Below are 20,934 nucleotides of genomic sequence, written 5' to 3'. Positions count from 1 at the left end.
TTATCGTCGTTATCAAAGTTATTCATAACGAAGGCACCTAAGTTGCCATTATGAACGAGAATTGCTGAAGAATTGATCTGGAGGTATCTAATTATATAATGTCTGACAACCAAGACGCAGGTGTGTCGATTGTTCCCATCGGTGGTTTAGGGGAGTTCGGCTTAAACATGATGGTGTACCAGTATGACGACGATATCGTCGTCGTGGATGCGGGCCTAATGTTTCCGGAAGCCGATATGCCCGGCGTAGATCTGGTTTTTCCAGATCTCACATATCTGCGTGAGAACCGAGATAAGATCAAGGGTATTATCATCACCCATGCACATGAAGACCATGTAGGCGGACTTGCCTTTTTTCTCCGCCAGATTAATGTACCCATTTATGGTACTGAATTAACGCTTGCTCTAGCCAAAGGGAGGCTACGCGAATATGGCGCCTTGGGAATGGCGCAGTTGAACGTGATAGATTCTGATGATACGGTGCAGCTGGGCTGTTTCAACCTTGAGTTTATTCACGTCGCACACAGCATCCCTGATACTGTTGCAGTCGCCATTCATACCCCCGTCGGAATCATCGTCCATGCCAGTGATTTCAAGTTCGATCAAACCCCCGGTGATAATCGCCTGACCGAAGTCCACAAACTCGCCGCACTCGGCGAGAAGGGTGTTCTACTGCTCATCTCTGACAGTACCAACGCAGACCGACCGGGCTTCACACCGTCCGAACGTTCAATCTATGCCGACTTGAGTGGGGTTTTTCAACGAACAGTAGGCGGGCTTTTCCTTGCCACCTTTTCGTCGAGCCTACATCGCGTCCAACAGTTCATAGACCTCGCGGTTGAACATCGGCGTTTAATAGCGGTCTCCGGACGTTCGATGATTAACAACATCCGGACAGCTTCAGAGTTGGGATATTTAGATGTCCCGCACAATATCCTGATTGATGCACGTGAAGCCAATCGTTTTGCGCCCCATGAGGTTGTTGTGCTCAGCACCGGTAGTCAGGGGGAGCCGAGATCCGGAATGGCACTCATTGCAAAGGATGACCACGCGTTTTTACATATTGAGCCGGGGGATACCGTTCTGATTTCTGCGAGAATTATCCCAGGCAACGAGCTATCTGTCCGTCACATGATTAATCACCTGCTGCGTCGGGGCGCGCATGTCCTACACGAAAGAAATGCCAATATTCACGTTTCAGGACACGGTGCCCAGGAAGATCTTAAATTGATGATGAACCTTGTTCGTCCTAAGTTTTTTATTCCAGCACACGGTGAATACAGCAATTTGGTGCAACACGCAGAACTTGCAGAGGACGTTGGAATTACTTCAGCCAATATTACCGTTGCCGAAGATGGTGACTTAATCTCTTTGACCCCAGAGTTCTGTGGTGTGCAGGGGAAGGTGCCGGCAGGGCGAGTTCTTGTGGATGGGAAGATTGATATGGGTGTTGAAAACATCGTGGTGCATGACCGTCAGCAACTGGCTCAAGATGGCATGGTCATTCCGATCGTGGTTCTCAACAGTAACAGTGGCGACGTTACCGCGGGGCCGGACATGGTTTCGAGAGGGTTTGTCCACATGGATGAATCCGAGGATTTAATGAACGAAGCCAAAGAGATTGTCATCCACGCAATCAACCACTTAAGTCCGGGGAGTAAGAGCGAAACAGAAACAGTACAGGAAGAAATTCGGGTGGTACTGCGGCGTTTCTTCAGGAAGAAAACAGATCGCCGTCCGATGGTCCTTCCTGTGGTGATGCGGGTTTGATAGCGTCCGTTCAGGTGTATGATAGATGAGATCAAGATTGGCGACAAAGCTTTTTCAACCGCTAAATTTGCGACGAGAAATAGGCGAACTACTACAGATCGAAAATGACTTGAGCCATCCACCGATCATCCGGGAGTTGCTCGACGATTAGCTGATGATAGGTAATACTCTTGATCTCTGTATAGACGACGTGCTTCGCAAAATCCACGGGTTCGCCATAGGCAACTGCCACCAACCTGTACGGGGCTTCGGAAATTTGCCGAATCTCAACCTGCCGAAAGAAAATCTCTTCGACCTCATGCCGAAAATTTAACTCATCTAGCCACGCTACCATCAGTTCTTCAAGGGATTCTGCGAATACCTCAATCTGCGTCTGTTTTGTTGTTCCGACCGTGCTAAGATCTGCGATAGATTCAAGTAGTCCTTGCGCTGCGTTGATGAATAGTTCCTCCAGTGTGCCTCCATAAGCGCGGATCCCGATATCGCCGGTATGCTCTAGATATTCGTATCTTTCCATTAACTCTTTTCCCTTGCAGAAACACTACGACAAATATCCTTCAATCAGAAGATCTGCCCCGATGTGGGAGGTTTTGACGCTACGGAGTTCAAAAGCCTCTGCCAAACGAGCGATGCCTGCACCCCCAATGGGACCCGGTGCATCGTTACCACCTATGAGTTTTGGCGCAACAAAGAACATCAGTTTATCAACGACTCCTGCTTGTAGGGCAGCGGCATTGACTTCTCCCCCACCTTCAATCAGCACACTTGTGATTTGCTTTCGACCAAGTTCTCGCATCAATGCCCTCAAACAGACTCGTCCTTCCTGCTCTTCGATGATGAGAACATCGGCACCTGCGGATTTCAAGGCTTCAATTTTTTCTTGGGGTGCGTTTTTTGTGACGGCGATTAGTGTGCCCGCATTACTATTTGGATTAAACACTTTTGCTCCCGGCGGCGTGCGACCACGTGAGTCAACAATAACACGGATAGGGTCCGCGTTCGTTCTGTCGGGTAGGCGCGTGGTCAGCGATGGGTTATCCTGCAGCACGGTCCCAACACCGACGAGAATCGCGTCAACCTCTGCACGAACCTCATGCCCTTTTGAACGCGATGCTTCTGAGGTAATCCACTGCGATTCGGCTGAAGCGGTGGCAATCTTTCCGTCTAGGCTGATTGCGGATTTGAGAATAACAAAGGGGCACTGGGTCGTGATGTACTTGATGAAGACTTCATTAAGTTGCTGTGATTCCTCCTCACAGATGCCCACCCGAACACGTATTCCCGCTTCCTCAAGTTGACGTAATCCCTTGCCAGCAACCTGTGGGTTCGGATCTTTCATCGAAACGCACACATTGGCTAGCTTCGCCCGAATGAGCGACTCGGTGCAGGGCGGCGTCCGTCCCCAATGACAACACGGCTCAAGCGTCACGTACATCGTCGCGCCCTCCGCAAGGTTTTGGGCTTGGTTCAGTGCATGAATCTCTGCGTGAGCATCTCCTGCTCTTTGGTGATAACCTTCGCCAACGATTTGACCATCCCTGACAATCACTGCACCGACCAGCGGATTCGGACTGGTGCGTCCACTTGCCTTCGATGCTAACGCTAAGGCGTGTTCCATAAATTTTCGATCTGTTGTTGACCATTGGCTGTGGTTAGGCATGGAGGTCTCTACCAATCTTCGGCTGGTACCGTAGGATCGCCACCGGGGTTCATTAATTCATACATTATATCACGACCCATTTTACAAAGCAAAAGGAACGAACAAGCATCAGCCAAATTTATCGCACATAACGGGACTCGGAAATGGTATAATTTAAGGAGGGGCCGCCGGTCAATCCACGAAAGCACTCATTCGTTTTGGTTGAAGAAATCTGGTAGTCGCGGATTAAGTAAGGTTGTGTTATCTATCCAAAACTACGATTGCTGTAGCGTTAAAAAATGAAATTACTTGAATCAATGCCACATTCGATTAGAACAAAAACGCGAGAGCTACTCCCCACGGGAGAGGAGGAGCTTATCCGTGTATCCACTGACCTGAATCAGGAAGGAAGGTTTGGGGAACAGTGGGTGGTTGTTACGGATAAACGTCTCCTGATTGTCCCAACGGCGAGGGTTGACGGCGTCATCGAGGTGCCGATTCAAGAGTTGATTCTTGTGCAAACCGAAGCCTTAGTTGGTGGAGGGCACCTCAGTATTGAACGGAAGGGTAAACCAACCATCATAGTTCCTTATTCTAGTTCTCTCGCGGAAAAGTTTTCTGAGGTCGCCCGAGGACTTGAGCAGCTTCGTAAGGAAGAACCATTCTTAATCAACCCACAACTTGAGCGCACACGATGCGGAGAGTGTGGTAGGCTTCTCCCTGAAAAGAACGGAATCTGTCCTAACTGTATCCGGCGGCTTGCCACGTTGCAGCGGATTGCTAGTTATCTAAAGCCTTACAGAGGGCATGCTATCCTGCTAGCAATTGTTTCCCTGATGGAGATGGGTACAACCGTGGTTCCCCCAATGCTGACTCGAGAAATAGTAGATAGTGTCCTAGTGCCAAAAGAGGGCAACACCAATACTATGTCTGAACGGCTAACCCTACTCGGTTTATTAGTCCTCGGTTTGGTTGGTATACGCGTGGTAAACTGGGGACTGCAATGGGCACACGGTTGGACGGTCAGTTGGTTGGGGGCGCGTATCACCGCTGATATCCGAAACCGGCTTTATCAGCAACTTGAATTGCTTTCGCTTCAATTCTACGACCGGCGGCAGGTTGGCGCGGTGATGTCCCGCGTGACGAGAGACGCAGGCAGGTTGCAGGAATTTCTGGTGGAGGGACTACCCTACTTGATCATAAGCGCATTGACGGTTGTCGGCATATTAGGTGTCTTGTTTTGGATGCATTGGCTGTTGGCGCTGCTTGTCTTAATACCTATCCCGTTTATGATGGGCTGGGGCGTTATGTTCTGGAAACGGATGCGGCTTTACTTCAACAAATGGGATCAGGCTTGGTCAGATCTTATGACAACGGTGAGTGAAGTATTATCCGGTATCCGTGTGGTAAAGGCCTTCGCCCAGGAGGCAAAAGAAATAGTCTCATTTGGAGTGAGAAATAAGAAAATCCGGCAACTCGCCATTCGGACGGAGATTAACTGGGAGATTTTCTTCGCCACGACAACCCTCTTGACTAGTTTTGGGATACTGATTGTGTGGCTTCTCGGCGGACGCGAGGTAATCAGAGATACACTGACATTAGGGACACTGTTGACGTTCTATGCCTACATGTGGATGCTCTATGATTCGATAGAGTGGTTTGGAGAAGTAAACAGTTGGATGACACGCGCATTTGCGGGTGCAGAACGCATTTTTGAGGTCATCGACACACCAGCTGAAGCATACAAAGACCCCACTGCACGCTCAATATCCAACATCAAGGGTCATGTTAGGTTCACAGATGTCACGTTTGGTTACGATAAGAGTAAACCTGTACTCCATGAGATTAACCTTGATGTTGTACCCGGTGAGATGGTCGGGCTTGTGGGTAGATCGGGGGTCGGCAAGACGACTACTGTAAACCTGATCTGTCGGTTCTACGATGTAGATCAAGGCATAATTGAGGTTGATGGTGTGCCAATCCAGAAGATCCGCCTTGAGGATTTGCGGAGTCAAATCGGCATCGTGCCGCAGGAACCATTCTTGTTCAGCGGTACTGTTGCAGAGAATATTAGCTATGGCAAACCCGGCGCTAGCTTTGAAGAGATTATGGACGCGGCTATCGCAGCGAATGCTCACAGCTTCATCGTTGCCAAGTCCGATGGCTATGACAGCCAAGTCGGGGAACGTGGCGGCGAGCTATCGGGTGGAGAGAAACAGCGTCTTGCTATCGCTCGCGCGATTCTCCACGACCCCAAAATTCTGATCCTTGATGAAGCAACTTCGTCCGTGGATGTCGAGACGGAGCAGCACATTCAGGACGCCATCGCCCGACTGACTGAAGGACGCACCACCTTCGCCATCGCCCATCGCCTATCCACGCTGCGGAATGCGGATCGGCTGGTCATACTTGAAGGAGGTCGCATTGTTGAGGTGGGAACACATAATGAGCTGATGGAGAAGAGGGGAATTTTTTACGAATTGGTGCAGCTGCAGCAGCAGACTTCAGAGATTATTGCAGTCAAGGCGTAACCGTCCCAGAAGATTGTGGGACTGGATCTCTAAATCCACGTCAAAATGGTGGTTAAAACAAGGAGACAGAAGTGGCGAAATATCGAGGCGCAGTCATAGGACTTGGGTGGATGGGCATGCTCTACGATTTGGCAGAACGTATAGGAGTATGGCACGTTGACGATATCGACCGTCCAACGCCTGAATTAGACATTCACCGCAAATTTTACTATCACAATCGGCATTTATCCAGAAAGTCGATGCCGACTAGCTACGCTGAGGCGCTGTCGGATCGGCCGGAAATAACACTGGTCGCTGCTGCTGAACGCGACCACCACCGGCTCGCAGTATTCGGGGAACGCTACGGTGTGGAAGCCTTATACGCCGACGCGAAGGAGATGTTGCGACAGGAAAAACCGGATATCGTTGCGATTTCTACTAATACCAAGGGACGAGCTGATCTGACCTGTTGCGCCGTGGAGAGCGGTGCAAAAGGCATTGTGACAGAGAAACCGATGGCTTGCACGCTTGAGGAGGCAGATCGGATGGTTAAGGCATGTGCCAATGCCGGTGTGCCTCTCTGTTGTGGGGCTATTTCGACCAGCCATCCCTCGTTTCGAACGGCAAAGGATTTGGTGACAAACGGTGCGATTGGAGAGGTGCTGTCCATTGAGGCAGAATCGGATAAAAATCTGTCCCAGCACCAAAACTGGTCGTATTTTGTCGATAGTAATCCCGCTTGGGTCATCGGTTTGGGGGACCTGCCCAAACGTAAGTCGGGCAGTAACGAATTTCGTGGCCAGGGCATGATGGTTACCGACACAGGGCTTGTTGTGCATTTCAGGAAGGGTGCTCCGGCGGTACGTATCACCGGTACAACGGGTGAACTTTTCCACCCAGAGCACTACTCCGACTGGACGCTGTTTCAGGAGATAGAAACCCCCACTGGACGGTACAAGATAGAAATGCCGTGGCCCGGTGCTAAGATGCAGGTGGGCGGTGGTTCAATCAACGGACTAGCCGATGTTATGGACTGCTTGGCGGGTGAGCTTGACGAACCAAAAAATTCGGGCAGACGGGTCGCTGTCGCGCTAGAAGTCGAGATTGCGATAAAATTATCTTCGGCTCAAGGTGGCCAGCAGATTGACCTGCCTCTAGGGGATCGCTCCCTCGGACTTGAGTACGACTGGCATAGATAGCAAAAGGACCAAGTTTTGATTCTTAGTAGATTGGCGCTTAAAACTGTGTTCATATTCACTGCGATTTGCTGGATTATACCTCCATTGAGTCTTGCCAAGGACGGAAAATGGAGCCAAAAAGCGGATATGCCGACCGCCAGATTTGCACTATCCACCAGTACAGTGGGAGAGAAGATTTATGCCATTGGAGGAAGAGTCGGAAACACGCTTCTATCTAGGACGGAAGAATATAATCCTCTGACAGACAGATGGATTAAGAAAACTGACATGCCTACCCGGCGAGAGGGATTTTCAACGAGTTCGGTGGCTAATCACATTTATGCGATCGGCGGGGGAAACCTTGGCGGGATGTTTGCTGTCGTCGAAGCATACGATTCTACGACGGACAGTTGGACGCGAAAAGCAGATATGCCTACCCCACGATGGGGGCTGTCTAGCAGCGCCGTCAACGGGAAAATCTATGCCATTGGGGGCGATAAAGTTGCGCTGACGACCGTCGAGGTGTACGATCCAACGACGAACACATGGGCGCGAGGAGCGGATATGCCTACGCCAAGGTGGGGGCTGTCAACTGCTGTGGTCAGTGGGAAAATTTACGCCATTGGGGGAACACCAAATGGGCTAGAAAGCCTTGGCACCGTCGAAGTCTACGACCCAGCGACAAATACTTGGGCACCGCGGCAAGGCATGCCCACGCCACGTTGGGGGTTTTCAGCCGCTGCTGTCAGCGGTAAGATTCTTGCCGTTGGAGGAACACAAAACGGCCGTGATGGACTTGGGAACGTGGAAGTCTATGATCCGGTGACAGATACCTGGACGAAGGCGCCGGATATGCCTACCGCAAGAGGAAACCTTGCTACTAGCGCTATCGACGGGAAGGTTTATGCTATCGGAGGCTCGCAGGGATTGCTGCGGCGAGCGCTTTCAACCGTAGAAGCGTATGATACGGGATTACCACCTCAAAGCGTCCAACCGAGACGAAAAATCACTACGATATGGGGCAGGCTGAAAATTGAAAAGTGAAACGAACACGCAACCTATACTTTCTCAGACGCCAATCAAGCCTGACAGGTATTGGTAAGCATCAGCGACGTATCGTGGCAGATTTTCTGGATCTTCGACCTCTAATTCTACAGCAAGTGGTCCGCAGTAGTCGATGGCGCGAAGTTCATGGACTAAGCCCGGCATATCGACTTCCCCGTCTCCAATCGGGACGGATTGAGAACCGAGGTGATCTTTCACATGGACGTTGTAGATTCGGTCGGGATACTTGCGGATAAGCGCTTTCCAGTCCACGCCTGCCACATGAAAATGCCCTGTATCAATTGTGATGCCGATTTGCTCTGTGGTGATATGTTCAAAGATTTCGTCGTAATCCGCTTCATTCTGAAATTGAGATTCCACGTGCGGCTCCAATGCCACTCTCACAGGGACATCAGCGATTGACTGAGCAAGTTTCTCAAGCCCAGCGATTGTGTTTCTCAAACCATCAGTTTGCCGCCTCCCACCTGAGAACACAAGCAGTGGACACTGTAGTTTCACGGCTGCTTGAACGTTGAGCAATAAGTCTGCGATTGAACTCTCTGCTGCGTCGACGGAATCGGTCGAAATTGCTGACGCATAAACCTCCGTCAATCCTTTCAGGCCTACTTCAGCTGCCTGAAGGCGCAGCCCTTCTGTATCCAACCACCGGATAAGCCCAGGTGTCCAAGTAATTGGTCCTGCCAACCCCCAGTAGGCATACCCCGCTTTCGGTGCGTGCTTCAACGTTTCTGAAATTTCATCCAACGGTGGATTGCGTAACGCACAGGTCGTACAAGATAGAATTATTTCGCTCATAAGCTCTCCTTGAATTGATTAGGTTTGTGCTGAAATTCTGATTTTGACTTGCCTGTTCACCTATTTCTGGCGTCGCTGATTTCCGTTGACACCACCCGACAAATCTGTATAATATTCGGCGACAAATATGCTAAAACCACTGAACCAATCTTAATGGAAACAAGGTTAAAACAGCGAAAACATGACACAGGCGAAAGCATTCGCACCCGGCAACCTCTCTTGCGTATTCAAGATCATTCCTCACCTAGAAGCAACCAAGATGCACTCGCTCGGCATGGGGTTTACCATTACAGAAGGCGTTGTTGTAACGGTTGCCCAGCATAGTAGCCAGACCACTGTCCAGTTTAACGGCAGCGAGATTCGTTTCCCTACCGTTGTATCCGTTGTCCAGAAACTGACATCTCAGCCGATGCGGATAGAAATCGATTCGCCCTTACCGCTCGGATGCGGTTTTGGACTAAGTGGAGCAGCTTCGCTCGCTACGACCTACGCACTTAACGCCTTACTAGAATTAGGCAAATCTGAGGAAGAATTGGCGATGACCGCCCATGTGGCGGAAGTGGAAAATCGAACAGGGTTAGGAGATGTATGCGCCCAATACCACGGTGGCTGTCTCGTTAAATTGAAGAGAGGTTATCCCCTTGCTGCGGAGCGACTGCCGATTCCAGCTCAACCCGTCTATTACCGATATTTTAGTTCTATCCAGACGAAAACCATCCTCGAAAGCGCCGAGCGGAGAGAGCGTATCAACAGAGCGGCAGATGAAACATTGCAGGCTTTAGAGATACTCACGAAAGCGGAGTCAGTTGACTTTAACGCCTGTATTCAATTGTCCAAACAATTCTCCCTCAATAGTGGATTATTAGAGGATACGCGCGTGCAAGAAACCATCCGTGAAATCGAGGATGCGGGCGGGATTGCGTCTATGATTATGTTGGGTAATGCAGTGTTTAGCACTCACCCTTTTGAAGGCGCGACCGAAACACAACTCTCTAGTGGTGAAAAAGGCAGGCTATTATGAGCGATGTTCCTGAAAGTCATCCCCGGTATGCATCGTTGAAGCTGAGGGATACAATAGTCGCCGGCGTAGAGAGTGGAGTGACCTCCATCCACGGATTGATGGCACATGGGCGTGGCGAAGCGTTTGACTACCTCATCGGAGAAAAAACACATCCCTTCGCTATGGATGCAATCCGCGCCGGGGCAGCCATCCTGCTGGACGCCGAACATCCCGTAATCTCCGTTAACGGTAATGTTGCGGCACTGGTGCCAGGTGAATTGGTGGCCTTCTCTAATGTCCTCAAAGCCCCGTTGGAGGTGAACATTTTCCACACCTCAAAAGAACGGGAGGTTGCGATACGAGAGCATCTCGAGAAGCATGGGGCGGTTCATGTATTGATGCCTACAACGGAGGCACAACTTTCGTTTATTGATTCAAATCGGAAGTTCGTCCATCCAGAAGGTATCTCTCGTGCCGATGTCGTGTTCGTTCCACTTGAGGATGGCGATCGCTGTGAAGCACTGCAGAAAATGGGTAAAACAGTGATAACGGTTGACCTCAACCCAATGTCGCGGACTGCCCAGGCGGCTGGTGTGACTATTGTGGACAATGTGGTGCGGGCTTTGCCGCTGCTAATTCAGGAGGTTCAAACCTTACAAAACGCCACGCTAACGGAATTAAAGAAAATCATCTCCCAATATACCAACGCCAAGAGCCTGCAAGCCGCAGTCCAATGCATTCGCCGAGAACGGTGACTACGCGGCAGTAACCTCCTCATTCGCGCGTTTGACGAGTGCGTTCATGTAGGCGATGGTATATGCTGTCCCACTTCGATCTCCCACCATAGATGGGATGTGGTCTGGAATCGCAACGCCCTTGAAGTTCACTTCGCGCATCACTTTCATCACTTGGTACATGTCCTGATATCCATTGTCCACAAAGGTCTCGACAAAGTGTGGCAGCGGTTGGTCTACATTTCGGAAATGCACCTTGAAGACCTTGCCCCATTCACCAAAGAAGCGCATGGACTCTAGGACATCCTTACCCATCAACTCGCCCCCCTCTAGCCAGCAGCCAACACAGAGACACATTCCAACGTTGGGACTGTCGGCGATTTCGAGCGCTCGTTTGTAGCCTTCAAAGCTGCTGAAGATACAGCGTGGGATGCCTGCTAGCTTTGGCACGGGTGGGTCATCAGGATGGATGCCTATCATCACTCCGGCTTCTTCCGCGACAGGAGCGGCTTCCTTGATGAAATGGGTGTAGTTGTCCCAAATTTCCTGTTCCGAATATTCGCGTCCGTGTGAGAGCGGCATCCGATAACTTTTGTCTCGCCAGTGTCCTTCTTCCGCTTTATCGAGGTCAAATCCCCTTGCGCTGGCACCACCACGGGTTGTTTCACGCTCCGTGCTCCAGATCCCATTTCCCATGTGAGCATAGGTGGTATATGGAATTCCGGCGCGACCAAGATCGCGGATATAGCGCTTGTACTGCTCGATCTTCGTATCGCGGTTGGGTAGGTTCAACACAATTGCATCCTGATTATGGACATCACTATTGCCGAAACCGTAAATCTTTAATCCGGCGTTCTCGAAAATCTCGCGGCGACTCATGAAATAGTCGTAATTGGCGTGTTCCCCATCTGTCCAGAGTACTACATATTCGACCCCCATCTGCTGGGTGAATTGTAGATCCTCCTCAGTTGGTTCTGGGGACATCTGTGCTGTTACTTTGATACCCGGCTCGATATTGTCCATTGGGTGTTTTGCCATGATTACATTCTCCTATAGTTGGAATCTAAAGTGAAAAACTGTCGGTGCGCTATTTTAGCAGAACGCGTAAACAGCGTCAACACAGATTGAAATTTTCGTTGGTGCCTTCAATCAAGATCCTAGAGAGGTACCAAACGCAACGCATTTTCATAGAAAATTTTCTTCCCTACCTCATCAGGCAGTTCAAGCCCTTGTAAAAACAGTTGGAGCGCCTGACCATGTTGATCGCGACCAAAAAGTAGGCGATCTGCATTATGGGTGAGAAATTCGCGCGCGTGGCCTATATCCCGCTGCAATGCGCCTAGTCCGGATCCAGCCGACAGGTCTGCGTAGAGGTTAGGGTAAATATCGAGAAGTCGTTGTACTTGACCACTAGGTGTAATCGGCCCACGCGGATATGTCGCTGGATCGCTGTCGGCATCGCCACTGATATATCGCCAGAAGCCGGGGGCATGACCAATGAAAGTCGTTTCCGGGCAGGCTTGCAAAGTGCGTTCTAGCGGAGCCGCGCCACCGCCATACCAGTAGGTTTGGTAAACCTGCCCACCGTTCTCGTTTGGCAGATAGGGAACATCCATATGTAGCACTACCGGGCACTTGAGTTCGCCGGCTCTGCGGAATAGTTCCAATGCACGTGGGTCATCCAATAACATTCGGTAGCTCCACTCTCCACAGACCCGCACCCCGTGCATGTGATAGGCGGCTTCGAAAAGCGCAGGGGCATCTCCCTCCGAGGGGCAGGGACAATATCCGGCAATAAAACGATCCGGATATGTATCTCGCGCTCCTAGTAGTTCCTCCAACGTAGCACCCGCATGCGTCCCGTCCGGTCGGACATTGCAGGGATTAAAAGCATGACAGCTGCCCGGCGCATCCTCCGCCGGTGGATGATACCAAGTTAGAAGCCAAGTTACGTCGATTCCGAATTCATCCATTTCGGCAATGACGCCAGCAGGATTGCGCCCGTGATAGTATGCGTGCTGGTGTGAGTCGATAATCATATTTTCCTCCGTCTACACTGGTTTAAGGTGGGAATGACATAAATACTTATATTGCGTCATTTTTTTTATTGTTCTAAAGAATAACCTATGTTAAGATGGTAACATAGTTGGCGTAAACTACCACCAAATTTTCCCACCGGTCCCTATTTCCATGGCGATTGGTCTTTTTAGGAAACAATCATGAGAATACTGATCCACTTTGCCTTCGACGTAGCGCAGATCGAAACCTTCCAACAGATTGCACACAAATACGGCGACCACGAAGTCTGTCACGCCACCAACGAAGAGGAAGCCCTCCAATTTGCCCCCGATACGGAGGTCATATTGGGGCTTTTTCTGCCCTCCGTGTGTGCGGTGGCTCCGAACCTACGCTGGATCCAATCCAACAGCGCAGGCATGGACAACTTTCTGTTTCCGGAAATCATCAAGAGAGATGATGTGACAGTTACCAACATGGCAGGGCTCTACGCAAGCCAAGGCGGCGAACACGCCTGGGCGTTGCTTTTGTCTCTTGCGCGAGGCATCCCACACGTCATGGGGAGTGATGGACGTCGTGCGTGGCAGATGCCAGCGGTTGAACTGACAGGCAGTACGCTTGGTATAATCGGTTTGGGCGGCTTTGGTATGGAGATGGTGCAGCGGGCTCGCGGTTACGATATGACAATCTTGGCTGTAGACCCGGTACGCCAGGACAAGCCGGACGAGGTCGCTGAGCTAAAATCTGCAACGCGGGAAAATCTGCACGAGTTACTTAGGCGTTCGGACGCGGTTCTCCTCGCTTGCCCCAAAACCCCGGAGACCTATCATCTGATTGGAAGCGTAGAACTCGCTGCTATGAAACAGACTGCCTACCTAGTCAACGTCACTCGCGGCGGTATTATTGACGAAGATGCCCTCGTTGACGCACTAAAGAATGGCGAAATTGCCGGTGCTGGCTTAGACGTGACAGAAATTGAACCACCCCCGCCGGAGAGTCCACTCTGGGATGCTCCTAATCTTATTATCACACCGCACAGGGCCGGTTCCTCGCAACATCGTCCGCGCAAAACTTTCGAATTTTTCTGCGAAAACTTGGAACGCTACCTGAAGGGGGAACCGCTGCGGAACGTTGTCGGTAAGAGACGTGGGTTCTAATTGTGGCTTATTTTAACAGGACCTCTTAAAGGCGGATCAATATCCATTCAGAGAAGTTGTTGTATCCTGTTTCCTTTTGACAGCGTTGCGATACGGTGCTATAATCGCAGCTATCAATTATGTTCTCATCCATGGAAACAAACGCATCGAACCAAAAGACTGGAGGTTACAATATGAAAGGGCAAAAAATCTTTTGTCCATCACCGGTGGTTCAAGGGTTAGTTATACTGGTTTTTGTGCTAGGGTGTGGCCTTAATGCCTTTGCACAAGAAGCAACAACAACCGAAGATACCCGATTGTTTGACACCGCCAAAATATGGATTTTCCTCGCCGTGCTCCTGTACTCAGCCACAGTAGTCTATTGTATCTACCATGCTCGAAGTGGGAAGGAACTGTTTATCCGTCGTATTCCCGGACTTGAAGCGGTAGATGAGGCAATTGGTCGAGCGACGGAGATGGGACGTTCGATTATGTACATCCTTGGCTTGGGAGGTGTCAGCAACGTTGCAACCATCGCGAGTATGAACATCCTCAGCCAAGTGGCACAGAAGACCGCGGATTATGAAACGCCGCTGCGAGTCCCGTGCAATGATCCTATTGTAATGAATGTAGTTCGGGAGATGGTGCGAACCGCTTATCTCAATGAAGGACGACCTGATGCCTATAATGAGGAGAACATCTTCTTCCTCACAGAAAGTCAATTCGCTTATGCTGCGGGTGTTGATGGAATGATGGTTCGGGAAGAGCCGGCGGCAGTTTTCCTGCAAGGTTCGTTTTTTGCTGAATCGTTGATTTTGGCGGAAACCGGCAATTCCATCGGGGCAATCCAGATCGCCGGAACCGACAAGGAGCACCAACTACCGTTCTTCATCGCCGCGTGTGACTATACACTGATTGGTGAAGAACTATACGCAGCTAGCGCGTACCTGTCTCGAGAACCGATGCTGCTCGGTAGTCTCAAGGGGCAAGATTACGGCAAGGTGATGATTTTTGGTGCTATCGTGATTGGCGTCATTCTCGAACTTTTCGGGATTACTTGGATGACGACCTTCTTCCAGCGAGTTAAGTAGCGTTTTACGTTTCAGGCTTCAGGAGGTGTTATGAGACGACAAGTTCCGTTAATCCTTTGTTTCGCATTTGGTATTGTGATGGCACTTACCGAATTTAGCCCGCACCCATTTTCTCAAGGGCTCAACAAGGAGGTCATCGATTGGGCATTGGTTATCGGTCCATTCGCACTTGTACTAGCTATCGCAACCTTGATACAGACCCACTGGGTCCGCATCCGTCGGCGCAGTGAATATTGGCAATATAGCTTTCTGGTCTTCATTGGAATGATCGTTATGGTTGCGATTGGCATTCCGTTTGGCCAAAGGCATCCGGCTTTTGTGTGGCTGTTTGAAAACGTGCAAGTGCCAATGGATGCAACGATGTTTTCACTTCTCGCATTTTTTATCGCCTCTGCTGCCTATCGTGCTTTTCGGGCCCGCACCCTTGAGGCGACCCTGCTACTTGCTGCGGCACTAGTTGTCATGGTTGGGAATGCCCCCGTTGGGGATCTCATCTGGAACACGATAATGCCATTTGGAGAGAACTTGCCTTCTGCAGCGCGGCAGTGGATTTTAGATAATCCGAATCTCTCCGCACGACGGGGTATTATTCTTGGCATCAGCCTCGGTGTGATTTCTCAGTCAATTCGTATCATCTTGGGTATTGAACGTTCATATCTCGGAGGCGTAGAAGGAGATTAAAAAATGATCGAAAAACTAATGAACATAGATCGGCGAATTGTCTTCATTTTGGTTGCATTGGCGGTAATTATTCCTTCCTTGCTGTCAGTCAGTTTTCCTATCACTGTTTCACAACCGACGCGTAGTACCTACGACTATATTGAAGCGCTGCCCGCCGGTTCAACCCTCATGATTGGATTTAACTACGGCCCCTCGTCGTTAGCGGAACTCCACCCGATGGCAAAAGCGGTGATACACCACTGTTTTCGGAACAAGATTCGGATTATTGGCATGACGCTTCTGGCGGAAGGGGCAACGTTGGGAGATGGAATGTTGTCGGAGACCGCCGCCGAAGCGGGAGCGGTTTATGGTGAAGATTACGTCTATTTGGGCTTTCGGCCGGGCGCAACGCAGGTGCTTCTAGGAATGGGTACGGCAATCGATTCCGTTTTTGAAGCCGATTATGCCGAAACCCAACTCGCGGAAATTCCCATGATGACGGATATCAAAAATTATGATCAGGTTGATCTGGTTCTCGACCTAGCATCGGGCAGCTCCACGGAATGGTGGATTGTTTATACAAACACAAGGTATAACCAGCAGATAGCCGCGGGTGTGACTGGGGTGATTGTGTCGCAGATGTACCCGTACTTACAGACAAAGCAGCTGATCGGTTTGATGCCCGGCCTCTTAGGCGCTGCAGAGTATGAAAAGCTAATTGGGAAACCCGCAAAAGGGACCGAAGGCATGAGCATCCAATCCTTCGCACATCTACTGGTTGTCGGGCTTGTGATTCTAGGTAATATCGCCTTCTTTATCCAACGGCGTCAAGCTGAATAAAACAGGAGGTTTCATACATGGCGGAATTGATTGGTACCTGGGTGGCTGCACTACTTACACTCTGCATCTTTAGTTTTCTGTATCGAGATAATCCGTTTTACCGATTTGCGGAACACCTGTTTGTGGGGGTCTCGGTGGGCTACGGTATTGTGCTTACAATCCACCAAGGTTTTATACCGTTCGCGTGGAAGCCCATTGCACAAGCTGTCACGCAGCAGCAGTGGGTTGGCTTGTTGAGGCTTATTCCAATCGGTATTGGCGCGTTATTCTTTACACGTCTTGCCCCGACACACGGGTGGTTAATTCGGTATCCAATTGCTATCCTCATCGGGGTAGGATCCGGTTTAGCAATTCCAAATGTAATGCGAGCTGACATCTTTCAGCAGGTGCATGGGACGTTGGCTCCATTTGCACAGATTCATGCGGGCGAGTTAGGTCCGTTTCAAATCTTTGGTGTCATTCTTATGCTTATCGGTGTGATGTCAACGTTGACCTACTTCTTCTTTTCTGTGGAGCATCGGGGCGTGGTTGGCGGCGTTTCAAAGATTGGTATTGTCTTTCTGATGATTGGCTTCGGTTCAGCATTTGGTAACACGGTGATGGGTCGTGTATCTCTGCTCATTCAACGGGTTGACTTCCTACTAGCCGATTGGTTACATCTGATTTAGCCTCTGAGGGACGGCATGTGGCATAAGAGGAGACAATAATGGGCATCAGAGCAGGTATTGTTGGACTCCAGAGTGTTTATTGGCCCCATGCCTTCGCGAATTGTCTGAGCAGTATTTCCAACGCCGAACTAGTGGCGTGCGCAGATTTGGACTATGATTCAAACCTGATTTCTACCTCCCTCGGGAAAACACCAGCAGAATTTGCTGAAGCGTATGGTCTCCAAGTGTATCATGACCCGGTCGAGATGATTCAAGAGAAGGAGTTGGATGCGGTTTGTATCTGTGCCAAGAACACCGAAGCGGTTCGTCTTGTCGAACAGGTTGCCCCTTTGGGTGTGGCTATCTACATCGCCAAGCCGATGGCGACTAGCGTCGATGCAGCGGAACGTATCGTAAAAGCGGTGCGGGAGCACGGAGTGATTGCCACCTCCGGCACAACGGAGCGCTTCGACGGGGGTATCCGCGAAGCATATCAGCGTTTCAAAAACGGGGCGATTGGCGAACTGATTTCGATTCGGGCGTTGCATCAACACGGAAACATAAATAGTTTTCCAAAGGATGATTGGTATTGGGAGGAAGCAGAAGGGGGACCAGAACTGTCTCTGATTTGGTATGCTGCCGATGTGATTAGATGGTTCGCAGGTTCAGAAGTAACAAGGGTTTATGCAGAATATGACAATTACCTTTCAGATCGCTCACCCTTTATGGACAATGGTAAGATTATCCTACGATTTGAGAATCGGGTCATGGGTTCGATTGACATCTATTTTTCCGTTGACGGTTTTAGGCTGCCCGCTTATGAGGTTGAGTTAGTCGGTACAACAGGTGCGATTCGGACGCAGCAAAGCGTGTATGAAGGAACGCTTTTCACAAAAGAGGGGGTCAGTAATTTTTACCGAATCCAAAATAACAACCTACTCGACGAAATGACCCATTGGGTGGAATGTTGCCAGAACAAAACAGACCCGGATTTGACCATTGAGGATGCCCAGCACGTGATTGAGTTATGTCTCGCCTGTCGCCAGTCTGCACAGGCGCATACGCCGGTTGCCCTACCCCTTAATTAATGGAGAATCAATCATGAGTCCGATATTTCACATCGATGCGCCGTCGCAAGAAAATCTTGAGGATTTTCATAGGGACGGCTACGTTGCGATACCCGAAGTTTTTACGGAGGAAGCGCTTTCGGCATTGACTGATGAGGTGCTCAACCTGGCTGGTGCCCGTGAATATCTCCGCACTTTGGAGGACCAAGACGGCAAGCCGAGCGATCCAACCGTATACTTCGTCAGACCGTGGAATGACAGGGGACCGTGGGCGGATCGACTGATCGACGCACCGCTTGTTACGGCGCTGCTCCAGGCGACTATCGGTCCCGATTATCACTTTTGCCATTCCGCGATGAACATCGCCCCTCGCGGCGTAGGACGGCTCGGTTTCCACCAAGACCACCACCATTGGCGCCATGAGAACCCGATAAACCTTGCCGAAAGGGATAAATGGTACATTCAGATACTCTACTACCCTAATGGGTTCACACGGGGCGACAGAAGCCTCTCAGTTATCCCGGGGAGTCATCGGGTTCCACCAACGGCGGATGTTACACAGGAAAGGCTTCTAGCGGGAGAATTTGACGAGGTTGCGGGTCGTAAACTTGCGGTGCGACACCTAGAACTTCCGCCGGGAAGCATGGTTTATCTTAACGCTCGGATGTTTCACGGTGTTGAACCGAAGTCGCTGGACTCCCCGCAGGCGTATCGACTTTTCCTAATCGACATTTTCAAGGAGATAGGACCACCACATCGCTACACCCAAGAAATTCCGGCGGAATGGATTGAACGCGCAGATCCCGCGCGTAAAAAGATGTTCTTGCGTGAAGCCTATACGCCAGAGTGTTGGCTCAGCTGATTCTGAGGAGAGGACCAAGAATTACATTTCTGCCACGGTGAAGAAATCGATGGACTCTAATTCCGCTTTTAACTCCTCTCGCTTCTCCACAGCGAATGGAAGTTGAGGCAGCCGCGGTTTCCCACAGTCGAAGCCCAACATGCACATCACCTCTTTGATCGCACCAAAGAAACCGAAGGAAAACAGCACACGGGTTATTTTATTGGCATACACTTGGAGTTCCTGCGCCTTAGCGATATTCCCGTTTCCGTAGTTGTTGTGTATCTCACGATAGATTCCGGGGTTATAATTGAGGGTTGAACCGATATTGCCGCACGCGCCCTGCATCGCAGCGTAAATACACTGCTCATCCATACCCGAAAAAATCCTCCAGTTATCTCTTCGCAGCTCTACAATCTCTCTAAATTCGTACATATTGGGTCCCGTGTACTTCGCACCGGCAACGGTCGGTATATCCATCAACCGCCGCATCAGCGCGACGGCGTCGGTGGGGCCACCGAATATGTACGTAAGCAGCGGTATTTCAGGTGCAGCAGCTCCAACTCGCTCGAAGTAAGTATAGAGACTTTCACTGTTCTGAAACATCGGTGGGATAACGCTGCTTATTCCCGCAGCTCCTGCCTCTTGTGCGTGTTGTGCTAACTGGACCGCATCACCGACAATCATGCTACCAACATGCGCAATGACAGGTGTGCGCCCATCTACTTGGTCAACCACGGTTTCAGTGACCAACTTTCGTTCTTCTGGCACCATGAATAGCCCTTCTCCGGTGCCTCCGCAGACGTAAAATCCTCCTACCCCTTTATCTAGCAAATACTCTACTAGCTCTTGTAACACCGGTACATTCACTTTATCTTCGGCAGTGAAAGGTGTGACCAAAGCGGGCCATGCACCACAAAAATTGAACATGAATTTCCTCCGCTATTTACGTTGATCTAGATGGAAATTAACCTATGAAGCCGCAATCGCGATTAATCTGTCCGGTGCATCGTTACCCCTCTGGGCTTCTCAAGGGCATCAATCCAAAGCCGGGACCATTCGTCATAATCGCGCAAAACACTCGCAGGATTGCTTGGAGAGCGTACTATGAATTCTGGGTAAGCTGTTCTGCCCGTGTGATGTCCCGTGGTCTGGTAGCGCAGATCCAGGGACCACCGGCATTTGTCCGAGACGTTGGGAACTGAACGGTGTGGCGTGAATTTATTCAATAGAACGACATCACCTTTGGAACACACGAGATCCATCGGTTCGACTGACGGTAGCACTTCAGGGCGGATCGTAACAGTCGCGGCTTCTTCTTTGAAGTGACTCAGATAACCAAGATCAAACACGCCGGGAAGCGCCTGCATACATCCCCTTTCGATCGTTGCATCTCCCAGAGGCAGCCAACAAGTTACGATGTTTGAAACTTCAGCCTCGGGCATCATCACGCCGGCATCTTGGTGCCAAGGAACGACGTGGAATGATGGCCCAGTGTGTCCATCGTATGCTGTCGGCGGTTTAGTCCGCGCATGTTGAATAGGATTACAGGTGATTTCTGGACCGACGAGTGATTCTACTGTATCAAGCAGATGCTTATTGTGCAGAAACTGAAACATCGCTTGACCGCGAGATATACTGATGTCGAGTCCATCACCCACCTCTTTGCACTGTTTATAGAGGAGCCCAAAGCGTATCTCGAAGGGAGCATCAGGATACGGTTCCTGAATTTTCCCCACAGTGTGTAGCTCACACGCACGTCTATCAACCCAAGCCTCAAGTTCGGCAATCACAGGATCTAACCCGGGTTCAGGTACGGCATTCTTGACGATTAATACCCCTTGAGTTCTGAATTCTTCAATTTGTTCACGTGTCAATTTCATCTGTCCGTTCCTTATTTCTTGTTGACGTAAACCAGAACTGTTAGAGGTCTGCATCGAATTAAA

The 20,934-nt window shown here is 50.2% G+C and carries 20 protein-coding genes; 13 read left to right on the top strand and 7 right to left on the bottom strand.

Translation table 11 applies throughout. The features are described from left to right. The first annotated feature begins 98 nt into the window (after window positions 1-98). Window positions 99-1,769 (top strand): ribonuclease J, encoded by a 1,671-nt coding sequence (locus J4G02_00160; protein MCE2393008.1) that lies wholly within the window; start codon window positions 99-101, stop codon window positions 1,767-1,769. A gap of 91 nt (window positions 1,770-1,860) precedes the next feature. Here the strand turns inward: J4G02_00160 and J4G02_00155 are convergent, their stop codons facing one another. After that, complete coding sequence (locus J4G02_00155) at window positions 1,861-2,286, bottom strand: archease (protein ID MCE2393007.1); 426 nt, start codon at window positions 2,284-2,286, stop codon at window positions 1,861-1,863. A 24-nt stretch (window positions 2,287-2,310) separates the two neighbouring features. After that, window positions 2,311-3,429, bottom strand: a complete 1,119-nt coding sequence (ribD, locus tag J4G02_00150; protein MCE2393006.1) for a bifunctional diaminohydroxyphosphoribosylaminopyrimidine deaminase/5-amino-6-(5-phosphoribosylamino)uracil reductase RibD — start codon at window positions 3,427-3,429, stop codon at window positions 2,311-2,313. Window positions 3,430-3,707: 278 nt separating this feature from the next. Here ribD and J4G02_00145 point away from each other — a divergent pair, with 278 nt between their 5' ends. From J4G02_00145 to J4G02_00135, 3 genes are all read left to right on the top strand, one after another. Next, complete coding sequence (locus tag J4G02_00145; GenBank protein ID MCE2393005.1) at window positions 3,708-5,939, top strand: ABC transporter ATP-binding protein; 2,232 nt, start codon at window positions 3,708-3,710, stop codon at window positions 5,937-5,939. A 71-nt stretch (window positions 5,940-6,010) separates the two neighbouring features. After that, window positions 6,011-7,117 (top strand): Gfo/Idh/MocA family oxidoreductase, encoded by a 1,107-nt coding sequence (locus J4G02_00140; protein ID MCE2393004.1) that lies wholly within the window; start codon window positions 6,011-6,013, stop codon window positions 7,115-7,117. A gap of 84 nt (window positions 7,118-7,201) precedes the next feature. Next, window positions 7,202-8,140 (top strand): hypothetical protein, encoded by a 939-nt coding sequence (locus J4G02_00135; GenBank protein MCE2393003.1) that lies wholly within the window; start codon window positions 7,202-7,204, stop codon window positions 8,138-8,140. A gap of 24 nt (window positions 8,141-8,164) precedes the next feature. Here J4G02_00135 and J4G02_00130 read toward each other — a convergent pair whose 3' ends face one another. Further along, on the bottom strand, window positions 8,165-8,956 hold the full coding sequence (locus J4G02_00130; protein ID MCE2393002.1) for a sugar phosphate isomerase/epimerase: 792 nt from the start codon (window positions 8,954-8,956) through the stop codon (window positions 8,165-8,167). 181 nt (window positions 8,957-9,137) lie between these two features. Between J4G02_00130 and J4G02_00125 the strand changes: the two genes are divergently transcribed. After that, window positions 9,138-9,977, top strand: a complete 840-nt coding sequence (locus tag J4G02_00125; GenBank protein MCE2393001.1) for a sugar kinase — start codon at window positions 9,138-9,140, stop codon at window positions 9,975-9,977. Further along, entirely contained in the window at window positions 9,974-10,711 is a 738-nt protein-coding gene (locus tag J4G02_00120; protein ID MCE2393000.1) for a phosphopantothenate/pantothenate synthetase, read from the top strand. Before J4G02_00125 ends, J4G02_00120 begins: the two co-directional genes overlap by 4 nt. Here the strand turns inward: J4G02_00120 and J4G02_00115 are convergent, their stop codons facing one another. Together J4G02_00115 and J4G02_00110 are read right to left on the bottom strand one after the other, a co-directional pair. Then, window positions 10,712-11,728 carry a mannonate dehydratase gene (locus tag J4G02_00115; GenBank protein ID MCE2392999.1) on the bottom strand — a complete coding sequence of 339 codons (1,017 nt, stop codon included), beginning with the start codon at window positions 11,726-11,728 and terminating at the stop codon, window positions 10,712-10,714. It lies immediately after the preceding gene. A gap of 119 nt (window positions 11,729-11,847) precedes the next feature. After that, on the bottom strand, window positions 11,848-12,729 hold the full coding sequence (locus J4G02_00110) for an amidohydrolase family protein (protein ID MCE2392998.1): 882 nt from the start codon (window positions 12,727-12,729) through the stop codon (window positions 11,848-11,850). 180 nt (window positions 12,730-12,909) lie between these two features. On the opposite strand from J4G02_00110, the gene J4G02_00105 reads away from it, so the two are divergent. The 7 genes from J4G02_00105 (at window position 12,910) to J4G02_00075 (ending at window position 19,009) form a co-directional block, all read left to right on the top strand. Continuing rightward, window positions 12,910-13,863 carry a D-2-hydroxyacid dehydrogenase gene (locus tag J4G02_00105; protein MCE2392997.1) on the top strand — a complete coding sequence of 318 codons (954 nt, stop codon included), beginning with the start codon at window positions 12,910-12,912 and terminating at the stop codon, window positions 13,861-13,863. 173 nt (window positions 13,864-14,036) lie between these two features. Further along, window positions 14,037-14,933, top strand: coding sequence for a hypothetical protein (locus tag J4G02_00100; GenBank protein ID MCE2392996.1), 897 nt, complete (start codon window positions 14,037-14,039; stop codon window positions 14,931-14,933). Between the two features lie 30 nt (window positions 14,934-14,963). Beyond that, on the top strand, window positions 14,964-15,614 hold the full coding sequence (locus tag J4G02_00095; protein MCE2392995.1) for a hypothetical protein: 651 nt from the start codon (window positions 14,964-14,966) through the stop codon (window positions 15,612-15,614). 3 nt (window positions 15,615-15,617) lie between these two features. Next, on the top strand, window positions 15,618-16,433 hold the full coding sequence (locus tag J4G02_00090) for a hypothetical protein (protein MCE2392994.1): 816 nt from the start codon (window positions 15,618-15,620) through the stop codon (window positions 16,431-16,433). Between the two features lie 17 nt (window positions 16,434-16,450). Then, window positions 16,451-17,101: a hypothetical protein gene (locus J4G02_00085; GenBank protein MCE2392993.1), complete on the top strand. Its 651-nt coding sequence runs from the start codon at window positions 16,451-16,453 to the stop codon at window positions 17,099-17,101. Window positions 17,102-17,139: 38 nt separating this feature from the next. Beyond that, window positions 17,140-18,168: a Gfo/Idh/MocA family oxidoreductase gene (locus J4G02_00080; protein MCE2392992.1), complete on the top strand. Its 1,029-nt coding sequence runs from the start codon at window positions 17,140-17,142 to the stop codon at window positions 18,166-18,168. 13 nt (window positions 18,169-18,181) lie between these two features. Next, entirely contained in the window at window positions 18,182-19,009 is an 828-nt protein-coding gene (locus J4G02_00075; GenBank protein MCE2392991.1) for a phytanoyl-CoA dioxygenase family protein, read from the top strand. Between the two features lie 21 nt (window positions 19,010-19,030). Here J4G02_00075 and J4G02_00070 read toward each other — a convergent pair whose 3' ends face one another. Continuing rightward, window positions 19,031-19,918 (bottom strand): dihydrodipicolinate synthase family protein, encoded by an 888-nt coding sequence (locus J4G02_00070; GenBank protein ID MCE2392990.1) that lies wholly within the window; start codon window positions 19,916-19,918, stop codon window positions 19,031-19,033. Window positions 19,919-19,980: 62 nt separating this feature from the next. Then, window positions 19,981-20,871: a phytanoyl-CoA dioxygenase family protein gene (locus J4G02_00065; protein ID MCE2392989.1), complete on the bottom strand. Its 891-nt coding sequence runs from the start codon at window positions 20,869-20,871 to the stop codon at window positions 19,981-19,983. Window positions 20,872-20,934: the final 63 nt, after the last annotated feature.

It is taken from the genome of Candidatus Poribacteria bacterium, from assembly GCA_021295755.1.
Classification (GTDB): Bacteria; Poribacteria; WGA-4E; order WGA-4E; family PCPOR2b; genus PCPOR2b.
Note: the sequence above shows the minus strand (reverse complement) of the source record. Positions and strands in the feature narration are given on the sequence as shown.